The 22,238-nt window shown below is 69.0% G+C and carries 19 protein-coding genes; 14 read left to right on the top strand and 5 right to left on the bottom strand.

Annotated features, from left to right (window positions below):
* The first annotated feature begins 122 nt into the window (after positions 1 to 122).
* Entirely contained in the window at positions 123 to 1,136 is a 1,014-nt protein-coding gene (gene paaX, locus C666_RS06640) for a phenylacetic acid degradation operon negative regulatory protein PaaX (RefSeq protein ID WP_004335804.1), read from the top strand.
* Between the two features lie 33 nt (positions 1,137 to 1,169).
* On the opposite strand, the gene paaY is transcribed toward paaX, so the two are convergent.
* Positions 1,170 to 1,793: a phenylacetic acid degradation protein PaaY gene (gene paaY / locus C666_RS06635; protein ID WP_004335803.1), complete on the bottom strand. Its 624-nt coding sequence runs from the start codon at positions 1,791 to 1,793 to the stop codon at positions 1,170 to 1,172.
* A 62-nt stretch (positions 1,794 to 1,855) separates the two neighbouring features.
* Between paaY and C666_RS06630 the strand changes: the two genes are divergently transcribed.
* The 7 genes from C666_RS06630 to C666_RS06600 all read left to right on the top strand — a co-directional run bounded on the left by C666_RS06630 (position 1,856) and on the right by C666_RS06600 (position 10,597).
* Positions 1,856 to 2,656: an IclR family transcriptional regulator gene (locus C666_RS06630; RefSeq protein ID WP_004335802.1), complete on the top strand. Its 801-nt coding sequence runs from the start codon at positions 1,856 to 1,858 to the stop codon at positions 2,654 to 2,656.
* Positions 2,657 to 3,055: 399 nt separating this feature from the next.
* Positions 3,056 to 4,204: an ABC transporter substrate-binding protein gene (locus C666_RS06625; protein WP_004335801.1), complete on the top strand. Its 1,149-nt coding sequence runs from the start codon at positions 3,056 to 3,058 to the stop codon at positions 4,202 to 4,204.
* Between the two features lie 117 nt (positions 4,205 to 4,321).
* The gene (locus C666_RS06620) at positions 4,322 to 5,359 is read left to right on the top strand and encodes a branched-chain amino acid ABC transporter permease (RefSeq protein WP_004335800.1); all 1,038 of its coding nucleotides are present in this window, start codon (positions 4,322 to 4,324) and stop codon (positions 5,357 to 5,359) included.
* Entirely contained in the window at positions 5,356 to 7,149 is a 1,794-nt protein-coding gene (locus C666_RS06615; RefSeq protein ID WP_004335799.1) for a branched-chain amino acid ABC transporter ATP-binding protein/permease, read from the top strand. Before C666_RS06620 ends, C666_RS06615 begins: the two co-directional genes overlap by 4 nt.
* A gap of 38 nt (positions 7,150 to 7,187) precedes the next feature.
* Entirely contained in the window at positions 7,188 to 7,967 is a 780-nt protein-coding gene (locus C666_RS06610; RefSeq protein ID WP_004335797.1) for an ABC transporter ATP-binding protein, read from the top strand.
* A 23-nt stretch (positions 7,968 to 7,990) separates the two neighbouring features.
* The gene (locus tag C666_RS06605; RefSeq protein ID WP_004335795.1) at positions 7,991 to 8,590 is read left to right on the top strand and encodes a hemerythrin domain-containing protein; all 600 of its coding nucleotides are present in this window, start codon (positions 7,991 to 7,993) and stop codon (positions 8,588 to 8,590) included.
* Between the two features lie 72 nt (positions 8,591 to 8,662).
* Positions 8,663 to 10,597 carry a bifunctional metallophosphatase/5'-nucleotidase gene (locus tag C666_RS06600; RefSeq protein ID WP_004335793.1) on the top strand — a complete coding sequence of 645 codons (1,935 nt, stop codon included), beginning with the start codon at positions 8,663 to 8,665 and terminating at the stop codon, positions 10,595 to 10,597.
* Positions 10,598 to 10,637: 40 nt separating this feature from the next.
* On the opposite strand, the gene C666_RS06595 is transcribed toward C666_RS06600, so the two are convergent.
* The 4 genes from C666_RS06595 to C666_RS06580 all read right to left on the bottom strand — a co-directional run bounded on the left by C666_RS06595 (position 10,638) and on the right by C666_RS06580 (position 14,687).
* Entirely contained in the window at positions 10,638 to 12,404 is a 1,767-nt protein-coding gene (locus C666_RS06595) for an SLC13 family permease (RefSeq protein WP_004335792.1), read from the bottom strand.
* A gap of 131 nt (positions 12,405 to 12,535) precedes the next feature.
* Entirely contained in the window at positions 12,536 to 13,210 is a 675-nt protein-coding gene (locus C666_RS06590) for an SAM-dependent methyltransferase (protein WP_211206721.1), read from the bottom strand.
* Between the two features lie 73 nt (positions 13,211 to 13,283).
* Complete coding sequence (locus C666_RS06585; protein ID WP_004335789.1) at positions 13,284 to 13,883, bottom strand: nitroreductase family protein; 600 nt, start codon at positions 13,881 to 13,883, stop codon at positions 13,284 to 13,286.
* Positions 13,884 to 14,003: 120 nt separating this feature from the next.
* The gene (locus C666_RS06580) at positions 14,004 to 14,687 is read right to left on the bottom strand and encodes an MFS transporter (protein WP_004335787.1); all 684 of its coding nucleotides are present in this window, start codon (positions 14,685 to 14,687) and stop codon (positions 14,004 to 14,006) included.
* Here C666_RS06580 and C666_RS19685 point away from each other — a divergent pair.
* The 6 genes from C666_RS19685 to C666_RS06550 all read left to right on the top strand — a co-directional run bounded on the left by C666_RS19685 (position 14,650) and on the right by C666_RS06550 (position 22,193).
* Positions 14,650 to 15,105: a LysR substrate-binding domain-containing protein gene (locus tag C666_RS19685; RefSeq protein WP_004335785.1), complete on the top strand. Its 456-nt coding sequence runs from the start codon at positions 14,650 to 14,652 to the stop codon at positions 15,103 to 15,105. The two genes, C666_RS06580 and C666_RS19685, sit on opposite strands and share 38 nt — an antisense overlap.
* A 173-nt stretch (positions 15,106 to 15,278) precedes the next feature.
* The gene (gene ykgO, locus C666_RS06570; protein ID WP_004335783.1) at positions 15,279 to 15,428 is read left to right on the top strand and encodes a type B 50S ribosomal protein L36; all 150 of its coding nucleotides are present in this window, start codon (positions 15,279 to 15,281) and stop codon (positions 15,426 to 15,428) included.
* 46 nt (positions 15,429 to 15,474) lie between these two features.
* Positions 15,475 to 17,463, top strand: coding sequence for a TonB-dependent receptor domain-containing protein (locus C666_RS06565; protein WP_004335781.1), 1,989 nt, complete (start codon positions 15,475 to 15,477; stop codon positions 17,461 to 17,463).
* Positions 17,463 to 21,359 (top strand): cobaltochelatase subunit CobN, encoded by a 3,897-nt coding sequence (gene cobN, locus C666_RS06560; RefSeq protein WP_004335779.1) that lies wholly within the window; start codon positions 17,463 to 17,465, stop codon positions 21,357 to 21,359. Before C666_RS06565 ends, cobN begins: the two co-directional genes overlap by 1 nt.
* 22 nt (positions 21,360 to 21,381) lie before the next feature.
* The gene (locus C666_RS06555) at positions 21,382 to 21,888 is read left to right on the top strand and encodes a MotA/TolQ/ExbB proton channel family protein (protein WP_004335777.1); all 507 of its coding nucleotides are present in this window, start codon (positions 21,382 to 21,384) and stop codon (positions 21,886 to 21,888) included.
* Positions 21,888 to 22,193 (top strand): DUF2149 domain-containing protein, encoded by a 306-nt coding sequence (locus tag C666_RS06550; protein WP_004335775.1) that lies wholly within the window; start codon positions 21,888 to 21,890, stop codon positions 22,191 to 22,193. Before C666_RS06555 ends, C666_RS06550 begins: the two co-directional genes overlap by 1 nt.
* Positions 22,194 to 22,238: the final 45 nt, after the last annotated feature.

Here is a 22,238-nt window from a genome sequence, read left to right as displayed (position 1 = left end):
CCGGCGGTGCCGGAGCCGGGGTTCCAGCCCCTGCTGGCCCGGCGCGGCGCTTCGGCGCGGGGGCCGGCATGAAGGGCCGTGAAGCAGGGGCCTGGCAAGCGCTGGCCGGAGATATGCCATCTATGCGCAAGCCACTGAAGCCGCTAGACTTCGCGGCCTTGAACGCCAACGACTTCCGCTACGCCGTGTCCAGTCCCCTGCAACAGCTGCTCGACGATTTTCGTCGTCAAGACCGTGTGCACGCGGGGTCGCTGATCATTTCGGTGTTCGGGGATGCGGTCGTGCCGCGCGGCGGCCGCGTCTGGCTCGGCAGCCTGATCCGCCTGCTGCAGCCGCTCGGGCTCAATGAGCGGCTGGTGCGCACGGCGGTGTTCCGCCTGGTGCGCGACGAGTGGCTGGCGAGCGAGCGTTCCGGGCGGCGTACCGACTACCTGCTGACGCCGTCGGGCGAGCAGCGCATCGACGAAGCCTCGCGCCTGATCTATGCGGCGGCCACGCCGCACTGGGACCGGCGCTGGCGCCTGATCGTCACCGTCGGCGAGCTTGCCGCGAAGGACCGCGAACGCCTGCGCAAGGCGCTGGTCTGGCATGGCTTCGGCTCGCTCAACAACGATTGCTTCGTGCACCCGAGCGTCGACCTCATCGCCGCCTTCGACGCCCTCGTGGCCGAGGGCCTGGGCGGTCTGCTCGACCGCCTGAAACCCCTGATGGCGGCCGATGCGACACTCGGCACGGCGGCGAGCGACGCGGCGATGGTGCATTCGGCCTGGGATCTCGAGCACCTGGCGGACATGTACCGCGCCTTCGTCGCGCGTTACCAGCCGGTGCTGGGGTCGCTGCGCGACGGCGGCTTCGAGCTTGCGGACGAAACCGCCTTCCTGCTGCGCGTGCTGTTGATCCACGACTATCGCCGCCTCCTGCTGCGTGATCCCGCCCTGCCCGACGTGCTGCTGCCGCCCGACTGGCCGGGGCAGAAGGCGCGCCTGCTGTGCCGCGAACTGTACCGTCGCCTGCTGGCCGCCTCCGAGCGCCATCTCGATGCCTGCTTCCAGCTGGCCGATGGTTCGGTGCCCGAGGCTTCGGCGCGCCTGCACGAACGCTTCCGCGATACCGACCTGCTCGGCCTGCCGGGCTGAGCGGCGCGCGCCTTTCCCAGGCAGCGTGGAGGCTCAGCCTTCGCGTTTCTTGGCCTCGACCAGCGGCACGACGTCCGGCATCACGATGCGCTTGCGCCCGGGCTCGACCGCCGCCAGCGGCGTGGTTTCGTACAGGCTTTCCAGGCAGCGGCGCGTCAGATCCTGGTAGGTGGCCGTGCCCTGGCCCTTCCAGCGGATCTCGTCCTCGCTCAGGGGGCGGATGACCTTGGCCGGTACGCCGGCGACGAGCACGCGCGGCGGAATCTCGACGCCGGCCTTGATGAAGGCCGACGCGGCGACGATGGCCTCCTCGCCGATCACCACGTTGTCCATGATCACCGCGTTCATGCCGATCAGCGCGTTGCGCCGGATGCGGCAGCCGTGCAGCACGGCGCCGTGGCCGATGTGGCCGTCTTCTTCCACCACCGTGTCGGTGCCCGGAAAACCGTGCATGACGCAGGTGTCCTGCAGGTTCGCGCCGCGTTCGAGGATCAGGCGGCCGAAATCGCCGCGCAGGCTGGCGCCGGGGCCGACATAGCAGCCGGGGCCGACGATGACGTCGCCGATCAGGATCGCCGAGGGGTGGACGTAGGCGCTCGGGTCGACCACGGGGACGATGCCGTCGATGGCGTAAACCTTCAGTTCGGGCTTGATCACGCGTACTCTCCTGTGTTTGTGTTACATATAAATAAACAATTTCTTCAATAAGGAACAGTGCGATGAGTACGGCGAACGACGAACTCGAAGGGAAGCACGGCGTTCAATCGCTCGAGGTGGGCATGAGCATCCTGCGCGCGATGGCCACCGGACGGCGCTCGATGATGCTCAAGGACATCGCCCAGGCGGCCGGCATGCCGCCGTCGAAGGCGCACCGCTACCTCGTCAGCCTGATCCGCAGCGGCCTGGTCGAGCAGGACCGCCTGACCTCGCGCTACGACCTCGGCCCCTTCGCGCTGAACCTCGGCCTGGTGGCGCTCGACCGCGTGGACCGCATCCGGCTCGGCCTGTTGGCGATCAACGACCTGCGCGACCTCACCAACGAGACGGTGGCGCTGTCGGTGTGGAGCGAGGGCGGGCCCGTGGTGGTGCGCTGGGAGCGCCCGCGCCGCCCAATCACCGTCAATGTCGTCACCGGCACCAGTCTCAGCCTGCTGCGCTCCGCCGGCGGGCGGGTGTTCGCCGCCTGGCTGCCCGAGCGCCAGACCGAGGCGCTGATCGGGCGCGAGCTCGACAGCGGCAGGACGCCGGCCGGCGTGCGCAGCATGGACGACGCGCGCGCGCTGCTGGCGCAGGTGCGCGACGCGGGGCTGGCGATCCTCACCGGCGACTACTTCGCGCGTGGCGTCGAAGCGGCGGCCGCGCCGGTGTTCAACTTCAAGAACGAAATCACGATGGCGATCGCCATCGTCGGCGTCGAAGGCTCGATGGACCTGTCGCCCGGCGGCGCCACGCTCGCCGCGCTGCGGCGCGCGGCCGACGATCTTTCGCGGCGGCTCGGCGTCTCGCCGGCACAGGACTGACCCGGCATGCCGCCGGGGCCGGCCCCCGGGGTGCCTGGTCCTTTGCCGCCGCCCGCGCCGCATTCCCCCGGCGGGGCGTGCCGCTGCTTTTGCCGCTTTCCCTTCTCCCGCTGTATCCGCCCGTTCGGCGTCGGCCTTCCTCCGTCCGTTCGGTGCGGGCGCGTGTGCGTGCCGCCGCCGTGTGGCGCAGGCGGCAAGCGATACAAAATTTCAGCTTGACGCGATGTTTTGTATCATTTCTAATAAACGAAATCTCTTCCGTTATTCAGAATTTATTGGGGCCTCGTGTGCGCCATGCTGAAGCGGTCGAGGTGTGCCGGCCCCTGTGTTGCAGGCCGGGCGGCGGGACGAGGCCATCGGGCCCGGCCGGCTGATTACATCAACAACGGAGGAGAAACCATGAAACTACGTCGCACCCTGCTGGCCACCATCGGCCTCGCGTTCGCCGCCACCGCCGCCCAGGCCGAGATCAAGGTCGGTGTCGTGCTGTCGGCGACCGGCCCCGCGGCCTCTCTGGGCATTCCCGAGCGCAACACCGTGTCGCTGCTGCCGGCCACCATCGGCGGCGAGCCGGTGCGCTACATCGTGCTGGACGACGCCTCCGACACCACCACCGCGGTCAAGAACGCGCGCAAGCTGGTGGCCGAGGACAAGGTCGACGTGCTGGTCGGCTCGACCACCAGCCCGGCCTCGCTGGCGATGATCGACGTCGCCGCCGAGACGCAGACGCCGATGATCTCGATGGCGGCCTCGGCGCGCATCGTCGCGCCGATGGATGACAAGAAGCGCTGGATCTTCAAGACCCCGCAGAACGACAAGCAGATGGCCTCGGCGATCATCGAGCACATGAGCGCCAACAAGGTGAAGACGGTGTCCTTCATCGGCTTCGCCAATGCCTATGGCGAAGGCTGGCACGAGCAGTTCAAGCAGCTCGCCGAAGGCGCCGGCATCCGCATCGTCGCCAACGAGCGCTTCAACCCCGCAGATACCTCGGTCACCGGCCAGGCGTTGAAGCTGATGTCGGCCAAGCCGGACGCGGTGTTCATCGCCGGTTCGGGCACGCCCGCCGCGCTGCCGCAGAAGACGCTGCGCGAGCGCGGCTACAAGGGGCCGGTGTACCAGACCCACGGCGTCGCCAACAATGACTTCCTGCGCATCTGTGGCAAGGACTGCGAAGGCACGCTGCTGCCGGTCGGCCCGGTGCAGATGGCGCGCAGCCTGCCCGACAGCAACCCGGTCAGGGCCAGCGCGCTGGCCTATGTCGAGAAGTACGAGGCCGCCAATGGCGCCGGTACGGTGTCGAGCTTCGGCGCCTACGCCTGGGATGCCGGCGTGCTGCTGGAGGCCGCTGCGCCGAACGCGCTGAAGGCCGCCAAGCCGGGCACCGCCGAGTTCCGCGCCGCGCTGCGCGACGCGCTCGAAAGCGTCAAGGAAGTAGCCGGCGCCACCGGCATCTACAGCATGAGCGCCGACGACCACCTCGGCCTCGACGAGCGTTCGCGCGTGATGATCGAGATCCGAAACGGTACCTGGTCGCTGCTCAAGTAAGCCACGCAAGTCCCGGGACGCGGGGTGCGCCGATGCGCACACCCCTTCCCGTGCCGCCCGGCGGGCACGGCGTTTCCAACCCGACTGGCCGCCGACGGCGGCCGGTGGAGCCTATCCATGGATATTTCAATTGCACTGATCCTGGGCCAGGACGGCATCACCAACGGCGCGATCTATGCGCTGCTGGCGCTGGCCCTGGTGCTGGTGTTCGCGGTCACGCGGGTGATCTTCATCCAGCAGGGCGAGTTCGTCGCCTATGGCGCGCTGACGCTGGCGATGATGCAGGGCGGAAGCGTGCCGGCCACGGTGTGGCTGCTGCTGGCGATGGGCGTGCTCGTCACCCTGTTCGACGGCGCCGCCGCGCTGCGGTCCGGCCAGGCGCGCAAGGCGCTGGGCGTGGCAGGCTGGAACCTGGCCTATCCGCTGGCGCTGGCGGGGCTGTTCGCCGTGGTGCCGGTGGCCTCGCTGCCCTTGTTCGCACACGTCGTGCTGACGCTGGCCATCGTCGTGCCGATGGGGCCGATGATGTACCGCCTGATGTACCAGCCGATCGCCTCGGCGCCGGTGCTGATCCTGCTGATCGTGTCGGTGGCGCTGCACATCGCCATGGTCGGCCTCGGCCTGCTGTTCTTCGGCGCCGAAGGCCAGCGCACGCCCGCCTTCAGCGAAGCCAGCTTCGATCTCGGCCCCTTGCTGATCACCGGCCAGACGCTGTGGGTACTGGTGGTGTCGGCGCTGCTGATCGTGGCGCTGTACCAGTTCTTCGAGCGCACGCTGTACGGCAAGGCGCTGCGCGCGACCGCGATCAACCGCGTCGGCGCCCAGCTGATGGGCATCTCGCCGGCGCTGGCGGGCAAGCTCACCTTCCTGCTGGCGGCCTTCATCGGCGCGCTGTCGGGCGTGCTGATCGCGCCGATCACCACCATCTACTACGACACCGGCTTCCTGATCGCGCTCAAGGGCTTCGTCGCCGCCATCATCGGCGGCCTGGCCAGCTACCCGCTGGCCGCACTGGGTGCGCTGGCGGTGGGGCTGCTCGAAGCCTTCGCCTCGTTCTGGGCCAGCGCCTACAAGGAAGTCATCGTCTTCACCCTGATCATTCCCGTGCTGTTGTGGCGGTCGCTGAGCACGCACCACGTGGAGGAAGAAGAATGAGCGCCGACCGTCTGCTGCTGGGGGGCTTCCTGGCCGTGCTGCTGGTGCTGCCGGCCGTGCTGTCCCCTTACTACATTACCTTGCTGAACTACATCGGCCTGTATGCGATGGTCGCCCTCGGGCTAGTGCTGCTGACCGGCGTGGGCGGGCTGACCAGCTTCGGCCAGGCGGCCTTCGTCGGCCTCGGCGCCTACACCACCGCGGCGCTGACCACCGCCGCCGAACTGCCGGGCTGGCTGGCGTGGGTGGGCGCCTCGCCGTGGCTGACGCTGGTCGCCGGGCTGCTGATCACCGCCACCGTGGCGCTGGTCCTGGGCTCGCTGACGCTGAAGTTGTCGGGCCACTTCCTGCCGCTGGGCACGATCGCCTGGGGCATCAGCCTGTACTTCCTGTTCGGCACCATGGAAAGCCTGGGCGGGCACACCGGCATCACCGGCATTCCGCCGATCGAGTTGTTCGGCTGGACGCTGGACGAGGGCGGCGAGATCTACTACCTGATCTGGGCCTTCCTGCTGGTGGCGATGCTGACCACGCACAACCTGCTCGATTCGCGCGAAGGCCGCGCCATCCGTGCGCTGAAGGGCGGGCGGGTGATGGCCGAGGCGATGGGCGTGGATACCTCGCGCGCGCGCATGATCATCTTCATCATCGCCGCGCTGCACGCCTGTGCCGCGGGCTGGCTGTACGCGCACATGCAGCGCTTCGTCAATCCGACGCCGTTCGGCGTGCACATCGGCATCGAGTACCTGTTCATGGCGGTGCTCGGCGGCGCCGGCTACGTCTGGGGCGCGATCGTCGGCGCGGGCGTCATCACCGTGCTCAAGCAGTGGCTGCAGGACTGGCTGCCGCAGTTGCTCGGCGCCAGCGGCAACTTCGAGATGATCGTGTTCGGCATCCTGATGGTGCTGGTGCTGCACCGGGCGCGCGAAGGCCTGTGGCCGATCCTGAAGAAGCTGGTGCCGGTGCCGGCGGTGCGCAAGAAGATCGACGACGCCGCCGCGCCGCTGCCGCGCCGCACGCTGCCGGCCGCGGGCGAGCCGATCCTGGTGGCGAAGAACGTGACGCGCAAGTTCGGCGGCCTGGTGGCCAACAACGACATGAGCCTGGAAGTGCGCGCGGGCGAGATCCTCGCCCTGATCGGCCCCAACGGCGCCGGCAAGAGCACGATGTTCAACCAGATCTCGGGCGTCGACACGCCGACCTCGGGCGAGGTGCTGTTCCTCGGCAAGCCGGTGGCCGGCCACGACTCGCGCGAGATCGCCCGCATGGGCATGAGCCGCAGCTTCCAGCACGTCAAGCTGCTGCCGACGATGAGCGTGCTGGAGAACGTCGCCATCGGCGCCCACCTGCGCAGCGGCAAGGGCGTGCTCAGTTCGGCCTGGCGCCTGGACCGCGCCGAGGAAGCGCGCATCCTGAAGGAAGCGGCCTGGCAGATCGAACGCGTCGGCCTCAAGGACTTCATGTACGAGGAAGCGGGCAGCCTCGCGCTCGGCCAGCAGCGCATCCTCGAGATCGCCCGCGCGCTGTGCGCCGACCCCTGCCTGCTGCTGCTCGACGAGCCCGCCGCCGGCCTGCGCCTGAAGGAAAAGCAGGCGCTCGGCGAACTGCTGCGCAAGCTGCGTTCCGAGGGCATGGCGACGCTGATCGTCGAGCACGACATGGACTTCGTCATGGGCCTGGTCGATCGCGTCGTGGTGATGGAGTTCGGCCAGAAGATCGCCGAAGGCCTGCCCGACGAAATCCAGAAAAACCCGGCGGTGCTCGAAGCCTACCTGGGCGGTGTGGAATGAGTACGGCAGCCATGAGCACAGGGCAAAGGAGCGAAACGATGACGACGGAGACCGTGCACAGCAATGCCGGCGCCGCGCAGCCGGTGCTGGAAGTGAAGGACCTGTGCGTGTCCTACGGCAAGGTCGAGGCGCTCACCAATGCCAGCCTGACCGTGGGCGAAGGCCAGATCGTGACCGTGATCGGCCCCAACGGCGCGGGCAAGACGACGATGCTGTCGGCGATCATGGGCGTGCTCGGCTCCAAGGGCAGGGTCGCCTTCGACGGCACGCTCGAAGTCGTGCCCGAAGTCGAGCGCATGGTCGCGCGCGGCATGAACCTGGTGCCCGAGAAGCGCGAGCTGTTCGGCGAGATGAGCGTCGAGGACAACCTCGTCCTCGGCGCCTTCCAGCGCTATCGCATGGGCAAGCGCGACCACGCGCAGACGCTGGAAGAAGTCTATGCGCTGTTCCCGCGCCTGAAGGAGCGCCGCGACCAGGCCGCCGGCACCATGTCCGGCGGCGAGCGCCAGATGCTCGCGGTGGGCCGCGCGCTGATGGCCAAGCCCAAGCTGCTGATGCTCGACGAGCCCAGCCTGGGGCTGGCGCCGCTGATCGTGCGCGAGATCTTCCGCATCATCGCCGAGCTGCGCCGGCGCGGCGTGTCGATCCTGCTGGTCGAGCAGAACGCGCGTGCCGCGCTGCAGGTCGCCGACTACGCCTACGTGCTCGAGACCGGCCAGGTGGCGATGGAAGGCCCCGCCCACCTGCTCGCCGACGACCCGCGCGTCATAGAAGCCTATCTGGGCTTCGGCAAACACCAGGACATGCTGTCGACCTGAGCCGTCCGGCCAAGGAGATTCCGATGGAAGCGATGCGTATATTGATGGATGAGCACCAGTCGCTGGCGGCGATCATCCATGCCATCCGGTACATGATCAAGGAGATCGGCGAAGGCCGGCTCGAACCGGACCACAAGCTGCTGCAGGCAATGGTCGAATACCTCGACGCCTACCCGGAGAAGCGCCACCATCCGAAGGAGGACGAATTCCTCTTCGGGCCGCTGAAGGAGCGTACCCCGGAGGGCGCCGAAGTGCTGGCCCATCTGGAGCGGGAGCATGCCGAGGCCGACGCCCGCATCAAGAAGCTCGAAGCCGCGCTGGCGCGCTACCGCGCGGGCGAGGCCGGCGGCTGTGCGGCCTTCGGCGATGCCTTCGACGAATACGCCGAGTTCTACCGCAACCACATGATGACCGAGGAGCGCGAAGTCATCCCGCTGCTGATCAAGCATCTCACCGCCGAGGACTGGGCGCGCGCCGATGCCGGCTTCGCCGCCAGCCGCGACCCGATGGGCGGCACCCGCAACGCCAGCGGGCAGGAAGACTTCGCCCGCATCTTCTCCAAGCTCGTTGCCGCCGCGCCGGCGCCGATCGGGCTGGGTGCGGGGCCGTACAAGGACGATTGAAGCGCCGCGGCGTCATCTGGCTGCCATCTGGCTTGCTTACAGTGCGCGCATCCTGCCCAATGGAGAGCGCACATGCTGAACAGAGTCCACCATTTCGTACCGGCCGTGCCCGTCAGGCGCCTGTGCATCGCACTGCTGTCCGCCGGCCTGTTGTCCGCCTGCCTTGGCGGCGGTGGTGGTGGTAGCGACGACGACGGCCAGCCGCTCGAACTGACCATCCTGCACATCAACGACCACCATTCCAACCTCGACGAAAAGACCAAGACGCTCAAGCTGCGCACCGGCGTGGGCGAGGAACGAAGCAGCGTCGATGTCCCGGCCGGCGGCTTCGCGCGCGTCAAGACGGCCTTCGACGAACTGGCCAAGGACCGCCCCAACGTGCTCAAGCTGCACGCCGGCGACGCCCTGACCGGCACGCTGTACTTCAACCGCGCGGGGGAAATCGGCGAGGCCGACGCGGCGCTGATGAACACCGTCTGCTTCGATGCCTTCACGCTCGGCAACCACGAGTTCGACAAGGGCGACAGCGAGCTCAAGAACTTCATCGACCGCCTGCATGCCGGCGCCTGCCAGACGCCGGTGCTCAGCGCCAACGTGCAGTTCGGCGCGGGCTCCGCGTTGAACGCCAGCCGCGCGCCGGGGCTGGTGAAGCCCTCGGTGGTGCTGGAGCGTGGCGGACAGCGGATCGGCGTGGTCGGCCTCACCATCGCCGGCAAGACCAAGGAAGCGTCCAGCCCCGACGCCGATACCCTGTTCGAGGATGAAGCCACGGCGGCGCAGCGCGCCATCGACGCGCTCAAGGCCGACGGCGTCGACAAGATCATCGTGCTCAGCCACATCGGCTACACCAACGACCGCAAGCTGATCGCCAGCCTCAGCGGCGTGGATGTGGTGGTGGGCGGCGACTCGCACGACCTGCTCGGGCCGGACGCCCTCGAGGACTACAGCGTCGGCAGCCCCGCCGGCGCCTATGCGGAAGCCGTGGCCAACAAGGACGGCGACCCGGCCTGCCTGGTGCAGGCCTGGGAGTATTCGCAGGTGGTGGGCGAGCTGAAGGTCAGCTTCGATGCCGGCGGCAAGGTGACGGACTGCGCCGGCACGCCGCACGTGCTGATCGGCGACGCCTTCGTCATCAACCGCCAGGCGGCCACTGACGCCGAGCGCCAGGCCATCCTGGCCGACATCGCGGCCAGCGGCTTCCTGCGCGTCACCGCGGCCGACACGCAGGCGCAGGAAACCCTGCAGCCCTACAAGGAAGAAGTCGACGTCTTCAAGGCCAAGCAGGTCGCGCTGTCGCCGGTCGAGCTGTGCTCGCGGCGCGTGCCCGGCGGCCCGGGCTCGGTCGACTACGGCCGTTCCAGCGCCGAGTGCAACGCCGCCGGCAAGGTCAGCGAACGCGGCGGCGACATCCAGCAACTGGTCGCCAACGCCTACCTCGAAGTCGCCAATGCCGAATACGGCGGCGCCGATATCACGCTGCAGAGCGGCGGCGGTGTGCGCGTGCCCCTGCAGGGCGTGGTCACCGCGGCCAACGTGATCGAGGTGCTGCCCTTCGGCAACATGCTGTGGCGTCTCGACGTGACGGGCGCCGAGGCCAAGGCGATGATCGAGGACGGCCTGCACGCGGTGTTCAAGGAAGGCGGCAGCTCCGGCCCCTATCCGTATGCCGGCGGCTTGCGCTGGCATGTCGATGCCAACCAGCCCTACGGCCAGCGGGCCAGCGCGCTGGAGGTTTACAACCAGGCGGCGCAGGCGTGGGAGCCGCTCGACATGTCGCGCAGCTACCGCTTGTTCGTGCTGAGCTTCAATGCCACCGGCGGTGACGGCTACGCCACGCTCAAGGATGTTCCCGCCGAGCGCAGGCTGGACATCGGCGTGCTGGACGCCGACGTGCTGCAAAGCTACATCGACAATCTGGCGCGCGATCCCGCGACCGGCCTGCCCATGCTGCAGGCGGTGCCGGACGACTGGTACAGCACGCAGGGCTTCATCGGCCCGGTGCGCTGAGGAAGCGTGCGTTCTAGGCGCCGGCCCGCATGGCCGGCGCCTAGAACGGCCAGAACACGGGGATGAAGATCACCCCCAGCACCCAGAAGATCAGGTTCAGCGGCAACCCGGCCTTGACGAAGTCGATGAAGCGGTAGCCCCCCGCGCCATACACCATGGTGTTGGTCTGGTAGCCGACCGGCGTGGCAAAGCTGGTGGAGGCGGCGAAGGTCACCGCGATCAGGAAAGGGGTGGCGTCCACGTCCATCATCCGCGCGGTGGACAGGCCGATGGGCGTGAGCAGTACCGCCGCGGCTGCGTTGCTCATGAATTCGGTCAGCAGCAGCGCCATCAGGTACAGCACCGCCAGGACCACCAGCGGTCCGAATTCGCGCACCAGGCCGAGGGTGTTCTCGACCAGGAAGGCCGCCGCGCCGGTTTCGCTCATCGCCACGCCGAGCGGCAGCAGGCCGGCCATCAGGATGATGATGCGCCAGTCGATGGCGTCGTAGACGTCGTCCGCGTCCAGGCAGCCGGCCAGGGTCATCGCGACCGCTCCCATCAGCGAAGTGACGGCGATCGGCGCCCAGCCCAGGGCCGAGGTGCCGATGACGAGGACCATCGTCGCCAGCGCGAACGGCGCCCGCCAGCCGCGCGGCCTTTGCGCGTCGCGCTCGGACAGCACGATCACGTTCTTGTCCTTGCGCAGGGCGGCCATTTCCGCTTCGGGCGTGATCATCAGCAGGATGTCGCCGACGCGCAGGCGCACGTCGCGCAGCGTGTCGCGCAGGACCTGTCCGCGGCGGTGGATGCCCAGCACCGTCGCGTCGTGCTGCCAGCGCGGCGCCAGCGTCGCCAGGGTGCTGCCGACCACGCGCGAGCGGGGCGCGACCATCACCTCGGTCAGCACCTGTTCCGCCTCCTCGAAGGCGCGCCGCCCGAGCCGGAACTGCGGGTCGACCTCCAGACCGGCCTTCTGGCGCAGTTCGTCGAGCTGTGACCAGTCGCCGCGCGCCAGCAGCACGTCGCCTTCCTGCAGCGTCTGCGCCCTCGGCGACCAGACCTTTTCGTCGCCCCGCAGCAGTTCCAGCACGAACACGCCGAACGTCTCGCCCAGCTTGGCCTCGCCCACCGACGTGCCGATCAGGGACGAATCGGGCATCACCCGAAGCTCGGTGATGTACTTGCCCAGTTGGTAGTGCTCGACCAGTTCCGCCCCGCGCGTATCCGGCAGCAGCCAGCGCCCGAGCGTGAGCAGGTAGAGGCAGCCTGCGCCCATGCAGATCAGGCCCAGCGGGGTGAACTCGAACATGCCGAAGCCGGGGTGGCCCAGGTCCTTGGCCATGGCGTTGACCAGCAGGTTGGTGGAGGTGCCCACCAGCGTGCACACTCCCGCCATCTGCGACACGTAGGAGAGGGGAATCAGCGCCTTCGAGGCCGACATGCCGACGCTGGCCGTCGCGGTCATCACGATCGGCATGAATACCGCCACCACCGCCGTGTTGTTGACGAAAGGGGCGATCACCGCCAGTACCGCGAACAGGATCGCCAGGAACTGCAGCGGCGATTTCGCCCGCCCCAGCAGGCTGCCGATGCCCGACAGCGCGCCGCTGTTCTGCAGCCCGGCCGCGAGCACGAACATGGCGGCCACCGTCACCGTGGCCGGATTGCTGAAGCCGCCGAGCGCCTGTCCCGCGTCGACCAGGCCGGAGAGCGCCAGGCTGCCGAGCACCAGCAGGGCAACCGCATCCATGCGCAGCCTTTCCGTGGCGAACAGCCCGATCGCCGCCAGGGCAATACCGAGAACCACCACGATTTCGGTCGTCATGACGGGCCCTCCCCAGGCTGGACGCCAGGCCGCGCGGCGATGGCCGGCGGCCGGCGATGCGAAGGCAAGCTTACCCGATTCCGGTGGCGGGGCGGCGGCCCGCGGGGGCCGGGTGGCAACGCCTCCGTGCGTCAGCGCGCCGGCGGGCCGGGCCGTTTTCTGGCGATGAACTGCACCACGCTGGCCAGCCCGGTGTGCAGCCTGCCTTCGACGATGTCGCGCTCGGTTTCGCGCGACAGGATGATGTCGCAGCCGAGGAAGTCCGCCTCGACGTCCGCGCGCGACAGCAGCATGTCGATGTCCTTGGGGCCACCGGTGTCGCGCTCGAGCTGCGCCTTGCCGTAGCCTTCGAGCAGGATCACGCCGCCCGGCCTGAGTGCCTGTTCCACCCGGTGGTGCAGCCGCTTGCGCGCCGCGCCGGGCAGGTGGGCGAAGATGGAGACGACTGCGCCGAAGGCCCCCGGCGGTGGACTGTAGGCCGTCAGGTCGGCGGTTTCGGTACGGATCGACACCCCTTTCGATGCGGCCAGCTTGTGCGCCTTGGCCAGCCCGACCGCGGAGCCGTCGACGCCGAGCACGTCCAGGCCGCGCGATGCGAGAAAGACCGCGTTGCGCCCTTCGCCCTCGGCCAGGTTCAGCACCGGGCCGTCCAGCAGGGCGGCATGCTCGGCGAGAAAGCCGTTCGGTTCGGTTCCGTAGACGTATTCGTCACTGGCGTAGCGCTGATCCCACATCTTCTTTCCTTTCGGGTTGCACGGTATCCGTCCGGCACGGTGCCAGGCGCCGGTGCCGCCGTAGTGTGCCATCTCCCGCAGCCCTGCGTCGAAGCCGTCCGGCGCAGGGCTGCGGGAGATGGCAGCGCTTTGCCCGCGTCCGTCGTTACGCGAACACGCGGAACCGCTGTGCGTCGTCGATGAAGGACTTTTCGCCGAAGCCGCCCTTGTTGGCGCCGAAAGGCATTTGCGCGCGCAGCTTCCAGCTCGCCGGAAGATTCCATTCGGACGCGGCCGCCGCGTCGGGCAAGGGATTGTAGTGCTGAAGGCTGGCGCCGATGCCGGCATTGGCCAGCGCGCTCCACACGGAGAACTGCGCGATGCCGCTGGCCTGCTCGGACCAGACCGGGAAGTTGTCGGCATAGGCCGCGAACTGCTTCTGCAGCTCGGCGATGACGTTCTGGTCTTCGTAGAACAGGACGGTGCCGGCGCCGGCAGCGAAGCCGTCGATCTTGGTCCCGGTCGCGGCGAAGGCTTCGGCGGGCACGATCTTGCGCAGCTCTTCCTTCACGATGCTCCAGAACTGGTCGCTCTGGGAGCCGAACAGGATCACGGCACGCGAGCTCTGCGAGTTGAACGAGGACGGCGACAGCTTGATCGCCTCTTGGATCAGCGCGGTGACTTCCTGCTGCGGCAGGGGCAGTTCCTTGCCCAGTGCATACTGGCTGCGGCGGCTTTTGATGGCATTGATGTAGGCATTGCTCATGCGGATGACTCCTGTTGTAGGGGTGGGTTCAAACAAAACTCGAAGCCAGCGGCTCTTGCCGCATGGCGATACGGGCCATCGAAGCAGTGCGGGCTCTGCTGAAGGGCCATGCTGCCCCAATCATAAAAGCCCGATGCGCTTGCGGGAACGGAAAAAAACGAAATGCAAGCTTTCGATTCCCGGTCGGAACGCTTCGGTGCGCGCCATCTGGCAGAACGCTGCCGGCCATGAAGCAAGGTGGTGCCGGCGCGGTGCGTTCCATGAGTCGCCCTCATGCCAGGCCTTCATGCGGACGGGTGAAGGCCAGGAAATGGTGCACCACCGGGCGCTGCTGGCCTTGGTGGAAGCGCACACGTCTTCCTGCGCATCGGCGTCGGCCCTGGAGACCCGCTTGTGCTGGCGCAGATGCTCGGCCCAGGATTCGACCTGGAACCATTCGAGCATCAGGGCGGGGTCGGCGGAATCCTCCGCGATTCCCCAGGCATAGGCGCCGTCGCGCCGCGGCTCGGCCGACAGCCGGGCCAGCGCCTTGAGGAACTCGGTGCGGTCCTGCGGCGCGATGCGGTACTCGATCTGGATCAGCACCGGGCCGCGGTCGTTGTCGACGGGCAGGGCGATCAGCGGCTCGGGCCAATGGTTCGAAGGCACCAGGTCGGCTTCGCCGGCGGGCAGCTTGATCCGGTGCGCCGCCAGGCCGACGCCCACCAGCCCGGCCGCGCCGGCCAGCAGCAGACCGTCGGCGTCGAGGCGCTTGCGTAAGTGGGGCATGATCACCGCGCCGGCAATCGCGCCCAGGCCGACCACGCCGGGCTATTTCGAGCGCCATGGCCGCCCGCGCCATCCGCGCGAGCTGGCCGAACATCGCGCCCTGCGGTACGCGTACTCGCGCAGCGGCGCGAGCTGGCGTTTCCGCCATGCGCGCCATGGCGAATTCACCCAGGCGATGAACACGCCGCTCCGGGTCAACAACGCCGAAGCCCTGGCTCCCGCCCTGCTGGCCGGGCTGGGTCTGGCGCTGCAGCCGGAGTTCCTGGCCTGGCAGGACATCCAGGCGGGGAGGCTGGAGACGGCCACGGATGACTGGCAGGTCGAACCCATCGCCCTGCACATCGTGACGCCGCCTGGGCGGCGGCGGCCGGCCCGCGTCCAGGCCCTGATCGACTATCTCGCCGAGCACTTTGCAGGCCTTCCCTGGGCGCAGGGCGGGCAGGACGCCGGCTGAGCGGCCCGCCAGGGGCACGCTTCGCGCGGCGTGGCGGTTTTGAAACTCCGGAATTGTTATGTTATAACAGAACTAAACGGGGCTCATTCGGCGCTGATTCAGCGCATTTCCGGACGGGAGGTCGCCGTGTCGCCGTGCTGTTGAATCCAAACCGTTAGCAGGAGGTCGTTGCCATGCAAGTGCTCTCATCCCTCAAGGAAGCCAAGAACCGCCATCGCGATTGCCAGATCGTCCGCCGCCGCGGCCGCATCTACGTCATCTGCAAGAGCAATCCGCGCTTCAAGGCGCGCCAGGGCGGGGCGAAGAACAAGCGCAAAGGCTGAACCAGGGCCAGGCCGGGCCGGCCGGGTCGCATCGATGGAACAAGGGATGTGGAAGAAGATGAACGCGCGGCGTGATGCCGCCCATGCCGGGCTGATCGCGTTGGCGCTCGTGGGTGGCGCGGCCTGCGCGCAGGATGCGGGGCAGCATGTCCCGGGACGCGGCGAGCAGCGCGAGATGGCGCCGCTGCCGTCCATCGTCGTGACGGCCACCGCCTCGGCGCGTAGCGAAGCCGATGCGCCGGCCAGCGTCTCCGTCATCGACGGCGAAAGCCTGCGCCGCCGGCCCGTGAATGATCTTGCCGATGCCGTGCGGGGTGCCGTCGGCATCGGCCTGGACAGTGTCGGCCTGGGGCGGCGGGGGGTGTCGATTCGCGGCATGAGCTCCGAGCACACGCTGATGCTGGTCGACGGGCAGCGCATCAACTCCTCCGCCTCCGCCATCGCCCACTCGGATTTCGAGCTCGGCTGGGTGTCCGCCGAGGCCATCGAGCGGGTGGAAGTGGTGCGCGGGCCGATGTCGTCCCTTTACGGCTCGGAGGCCCTCGGCGGCGTGGTCAACGTCATCACCCGCTCGGCCACCGACCGCTGGCAAGGGTCGGCCAGCGGCTATGCGCTGATCAATGACCATGGCCTGGACGGCAACCAGTACAAAGGCGGCTTCTATCTGGGCGGCCCCTTGGTGCCGGGCCGCCTGGGGCTGAACGTGTGGGGCGAATACCGCTACCGCGACGCGCTGCGCGACGCGGGCGATGCGGCGTTGACCGCGCTCGACCGGCAGCGCGCCACCACCGGCCATGTCGGGCTGAGCTGGACGCCGGACGTCCGCCAGCGCATCGACCTGTCGGCGAGCGCGGGCAACGAAGACCAGGAGGGCCTGCGCAGCAGCACCGCCAGCCCGTTCTACAAGGCCGAAAACGAAGTCCAGCGCCGCCGCTACTCGCTCTCGCATGCCGGCGAATGGGACTGGGGCAGCAGCCGGGTGAGGCTGTACCGCAGCACGCTGGACCGGAGCGCCCGCCGCAGCGACGGCGCCGACTCGACCGCCCCGAACCGTTTCACCGACACCGTGCTCGACGGCAGGCTGGGTTTCAGGGCCGGTGCATCCCATGCGCTGACCCTGGGTGCGGAGCTGCGCCGCGAAAGCCTCGAAGACCCCAATGTCACCCGCTCGGGGAGGAAGTCCCAGACTCATCATGCGCTTTTCGCGCAGGACGAGATCCTGTTGGGGGAGCGGTGGGAGCTGGTGCTGGGCGGCCGCTTCGACCGCCACGAGGACTACGGCTGGGAAACCAGCCCCCGCGCCTACCTGCTGTTCCATCCGTCCGAGGCGCTGACCTTCAAGGCCGGCGCGGGCAGGGGGTTCAAGGCGCCGACGCTGAAGCAGCTGTCGCCGGAATTCGAATCCCGCGCGGCGATGGGCGGACGCGGCATCATTCGTGGCAACCCCGACCTGAAGCCCGAGACCAACCGCTCTTTCGAGCTGGGGGCCGCATACGACCGGGGCGCCTGGTCGGCCAGCGCCACCGTGTTCCACAACGACGTGCGCAACCTGATCGAAACCCAGCGCCAGCCCACCTGCTTCGAGCCACGGCGCGTCTGCCTGGAATACGAGAACGTCGCCAGGGTGCGCTTGCGGGGTGTGGAGCTGAGCGCCGGGGCGGACCTGTCGCGGCAGTGGCGGGTGGATGCCAGCTACACTTACCTGGATGCGCGCGACCGCACGAACGGCGGGCGCCTGGCCGACCGTTCCCGCCACCGCGCCAGCGCCACCGTGTCCTGGATGGCGATGGATCGGCTGGCCACCCGCCTGCAGGCCGAGTACACCGGTGCGCAGTATCGCTCGGCCGCCGAGCGCGACCGGCCCGGCTACACCCTGCTGCACTGGTATGTGGATCATGAGCTGGGGCGTTCGCTGGCGCTGCATGCCGGCATCGAGAACCTGACGGACGAGCGCCTCGCCAACGACGACGCCGATCTCCACGGCCGCGCCGACGAAGGGCGGCGCTACTTTGCCGGGCTGACGGCGAAGTTCTGATGCCGCGTCTTCGTTTCGCGTGGTGGTGGCTGTACTGCTTGCTGGCCGGCCCGCTGCCGGTGTTGGCGGCCCCGGTGGTGCAGGTGCTGCACAACGGCTTCGTCTCGGCAGAGAAGTTCCAGCGTCTTCAGGCCTTCGCCACGCAGGAAGGCGTGGCCCTGCGGCATCTGGACGTCGACAAGGCCGGCGCGGACGGTTTGCGGGCGGCGCTCGCATCGACTGCGCTGGTCGTGCTGGACGTACCGCGGCCGAACGACCGCGCAATGGTGGCGCAGCGGCTGGAACAGGTGCCCGGGGCGGCGGTCGTGCCGCGTCTGACGGTCGGCGGCGGCCGTCCCGCCTGGGAGCGCCTGCCGCCCCGCTACGGCGCCGCACTGGCCGAGCTCTACGCCGCCGGCGGCGAAGGCAACTTCCGCCGCTTCTTCGCCCTGGCACGGGCGGCGCACGAAGGCGTCCCGCCCGCGCCCAGCCTGCTCGAAGCGCCGCAGCGCCTGCCGTCCACCGGTTTCTACCATCCGCAAGCGCCGCGTGTCTTCGAGCGCCTCGAGGCCTACCTCGCCTGGCATGCCGCGCGCCCGGCGGCGAATGCCGGCCGCCCGGACGGCCGTGTCGCCTTCCTGATCCATCCGGGCGTCGTGGCCGACATGCTCACCCGCGAGATCGACGAACTGATCGCCCGCAGCGAGGCGGCGGGCCTGCAGCCGATCGCCCTCTGGTCCGACGCGGCCGCGCCGGACGGCCTCGCGGGCGTCCTGGGCGGCGGGCGGGTGGATGCGCTGGTCAACCTGTCCCACATGCAGAACGGCGAGGCCCGCAGGCGAGATTTCCTCGCGCTCGACGTCCCCGTGCTCCAGACCCTGCGCTTTCGCGAAGGCGAGGCCGCCGACTGGCCCGCGGCCGCGAGCGGCGTGGCGGCGCGTACCACGGCGGTGTTCCTGGCCGGCCCCGAGGGCTGGGGCATCAGCGACCCGCTGGTGCTGTCGGCGGCCACCGCGGGCGTCGAAGACCTGCTGCCCGAACAGGCCGATGCCCTGATCGCCAAGCTGCAAAGCCTGGTCGCGTTGCGCCGTACCCCGCCGGCCGGCAAGAAGCTGGCGCTGATGTTCTGGAACTACCCGGCCGGCGAGAAGAATCTCGGCGCGTCGAACCTGAACGTCCCGCGCAGCATCGTCTCGATCCAGGCCGCACTGGCGGCGCAGGGCCACGCGGTGGGCGAGGCGCTCGCCGAGCAGCAGGTCATCGATGCCGGGCAGCGCATGCTGGGCGCCGTGCATGGCCGCGTGCCACTGGATGCCCTGCTGGCCGAGGACATGGCCGCGCTCTATCCGCTGGCCGACTACGAACGCTGGTTGGCTGGGCTGCCCGCCCAACGCCAGGCCGAATTGCGCCGCGCGGGCGAACCCGGGCGGCACCGGGCGGTGCGCGAGGTGGACGGTCGGCGCTACTTCGTCATCCCGCGCTGGCAGGTCGGCCAGTTGCTGGTGATGCCGCAAATGCCGCGCCACGCCGAAACGGGCGGCCACTACCACGACATCGCCAGCGTCCCCGACCACCTCTACATGGCGTCGTACCTGTATCTGCAGCAGCATTACAAGCCGCATGCGCTGATCCATCTGGGCACCCACGGCACGCAGGAATGGCTGCCGGGCAAGGACCGCGGGCTGTCCGCCAGTGACTACCCCTGGTTGGCGCTGGGTAGCCTGCCGGTGTTCTACCCCTACATCCAGGACAATGTCGGCGAGGCCATCCAGGCCAAGCGACGCGGCCGCGCGGTGACCGTCAGCCACCAGACGCCGCCTTTCGCCCCGGCCGGCCTTTACGACCAATTGCGCGACCTGCACCACCTGATCCACGAATACCAGCAACTCGATGAGGGCATGGTGCGCGAGCAGGTGGGGGCCCGGATCCGCGCGGCGGCGGCGGCCGCCCATCTGCACGAGGACCTGGGCTGGACGCCGCAGCGGGCCGCGCAGGATTTCGGCGGCTTCCTGCAGGCGGTGCACGACCAACTGCACGAACTGGCCCGCAGCGCCATGCCCCTGGGCCTGCACACCTTCGGCCAGCCAGCCGGCGCCGAGCATCGCGCCAGCACCATCATGCAGCAGCTTGGCGAACCCTTCTACGCCGCGCTGGGCGCTGATCGGGAAGCGCTGTTCGTGGCCGACCACGCCGCCTTGCGCGACAACCCGGCCTATCTCGCGGTGCGCCGCATGCTGGAGCCCGATGCCGGCCACCCCCTGCCCGCCGCGCTGGCCGCGTTTGCCGGGCGCGCCCGCGAGTTGGACCGCCGCCTGCGCGACACGCAGGAGAATGAGGCGCTGCTGGCCGGGCTGGCCGGCCGTTTCGTGCAGCCTGGCGCCGGCGGTGATCCGATCCGCAGCCCGGAGGTGCACAGCGGCCGCAACCTGTATGCCTTCGAGGCGGACAAGATTCCCGCACGCGCCGCGTATGACGCCGCCGCGGCCGCTTACGGACAGCTCGTGCAGGCCTTTCGCGACGGCAATGGCGGCGCCTGGCCGGAGAAGCTCGCCTTCAGCCTGTGGTCGTCCGAAGCGATCCGCCACCTGGGCGTGACCGAGGCCCAGATCCTGCATGCGCTGGGCCTGCGCCCGGTGTGGGATGCCGGCGGGCGCGTCACCGCGCTGGAGATCATTCCAGCCAAAGAACTGGGCCGGCCGCGCAGTGACGTGGTGGTGCAGGTCACCGGCGTATACCGCGACCAGTTCGACGGCTTCATGCGCCTGCTCGACGACGCGCTGGTGCGCCTGGCCGGACTGGACGAACCCGCCAACCCCATCGCCGCCAACAACCGCCGCATCGCCGCGGCCCTGCAGCAGGAAGGCATGCCGGCCGAGGACGCCGCCGCGGCGGCGCGCTACCGCATTTTCGGCAACGCGCCGGGCGAGTACGGCACCGGCGTGCCCGATCTGGCGCTGCGCTCCACCGAATGGGACGACGATGCTGCGTTGGCCCGGCAATTCCTCGCCAGCAGCAGCCACGCCTATGGCCGCCAGGGCTGGGGCACGGCGCCGGCGCAGGCCAATCTGCTGGCCGAGCAGTTGCGCGGCACGCAGGTGGCAATCATGTCGCGCTCGTCGAACGTGCATGGCGTGCTGTCCACCGATCATCCGTTCGAGTTTCTCGGCGGCCTGTCGGCGGCCGTCCGGCACCTGGACGGCCAGGCGCCGCAACTGCTCGTTTCCGACCTGCGCAGCCACGACGCGCGGACCATCGGGCTGGCGCGCTTTCTCGCCGACGAGATGCGTACGCGCTATCTCAATCCGCACTGGATCGCCGCGATGCAGCAGGAGGGCTATGCCGGCACGCTGCAGGTGCTCGACGCCACCAACAACTTGTTCGGCTGGCAGGCCATGGATGCTTCCACGGTACGCGACGACCAGTGGCAGGCGCTGTTCGACACCTATGTCACCGACATCCGCGAACTGGGCACGCGCGAATGGTTCGAGCGGCACAACCCCACCGCGCAGGCGCAGATCCTGGAACGCATGGCCGAAGCCATCCGCAAGGGGTATTGGGATGCCTCCGGCCAGACCCGCCGCGAACTGGCGCAGCGCTGGCAGGCGCTGCAACGGCAGTTCGGTGTGGACACCGGTGCCGCGCCCACGCGCCGCTTCATCGCCGATCTGGCGCAGGGCTTCGGGCTGGATGCGGCACCCGCTCCGGACACGGAGGCCGCGCCCGCCCGCGCAGAGGCCCCGGTAGCGGACGATGGCTCCCTGGAAACCGTGCAGGGGCCGGTACTGGAGCCGGTCGAGCCTCCCGCGCAGGACGACATCCGGCAGAGATGGGCGCTGGCCCTGATGCTGTTTCTGGTCTGCGCCGGCGGCTTGTGGCAGGCCGCCGGCACGCGCCGCCTTTCGAGAATGGCCGCATGACGCATCGGCCCGGAAAAACCCCATGACCGTATTCGCTGAAATCGAAACCCTGCTCTATGCCGTCTCGCGCGTGTTTCTGGCGCCGGTGATGCTGCTGATCGCCGTCGCGCTGGGCTATGCACTGGTGATGCTCGGCGCCTTCTCGGTCGAGGGCTGGCAGCGCCGGCGCAACACGCATCCGCGTGCGCTGTTCGCCCACGCGCGGCGGGCGGATGCCGGACGGCTCCCGCTGGCGAGCGATGACCTGGAGCTGTGGATCATGCGCCGGCTGGAATGGTTGCGCATCGTCTCGCGCACCGCGCCCATGCTCGGCCTGATCGCCACCATGATCCCGATGGGGCCCGCGCTGCTGGCGCTGGGCGGCAACGATGCCGCCGCCGTGGGCCAGAACATGGTCGCCGCCTTCTCGGCGGTGATCCTGGCGCTGCTGGCGGCGAGCATCTGCTTCTTCATCCTCACCATCCGCCGGCGCTGGCTGTTGCAGGACCTGCGCGAACTGGAACGCCAGCGCGGCGGAGGGCAAGCCTGATGCGATTTCTCGACGAGGACGATACCGACCCGATGCTGTCGGTGGTGAACCTGATCGACCTGTTCCTGGTCATCATCGGCATGCTGATGGTGGTCATCGCGCAGAACCCGCTCAACCCCTTTTCCCAGAACAAGGTCGTGGTCGTCGAGAATCCGGGCGAAGCCGACATGCGCATCACCATCAAGGATGGGCAGGAACTGACGCGCTACGAATCCAGCGGCGAGGTCGGCCAGGGGCAGGGCGCGCGGGCGGGGGTCACCTACCGTCTCGACGACGGGCGCATGATCTACGTGCCGGAGAACTGAGCCCGCGCCTGGCGCTCGGGGGCATGGCGGGGAGCGGCGGGGGCC

The organism is Thauera linaloolentis 47Lol = DSM 12138 (assembly GCF_000310205.1).
Classification (GTDB): domain Bacteria; phylum Pseudomonadota; class Gammaproteobacteria; order Burkholderiales; family Rhodocyclaceae; genus Thauera; species Thauera linaloolentis.
The sequence above is the reverse complement of the archived record's forward strand: the minus strand, read 5'-3'. Positions and strand labels throughout refer to the sequence as shown.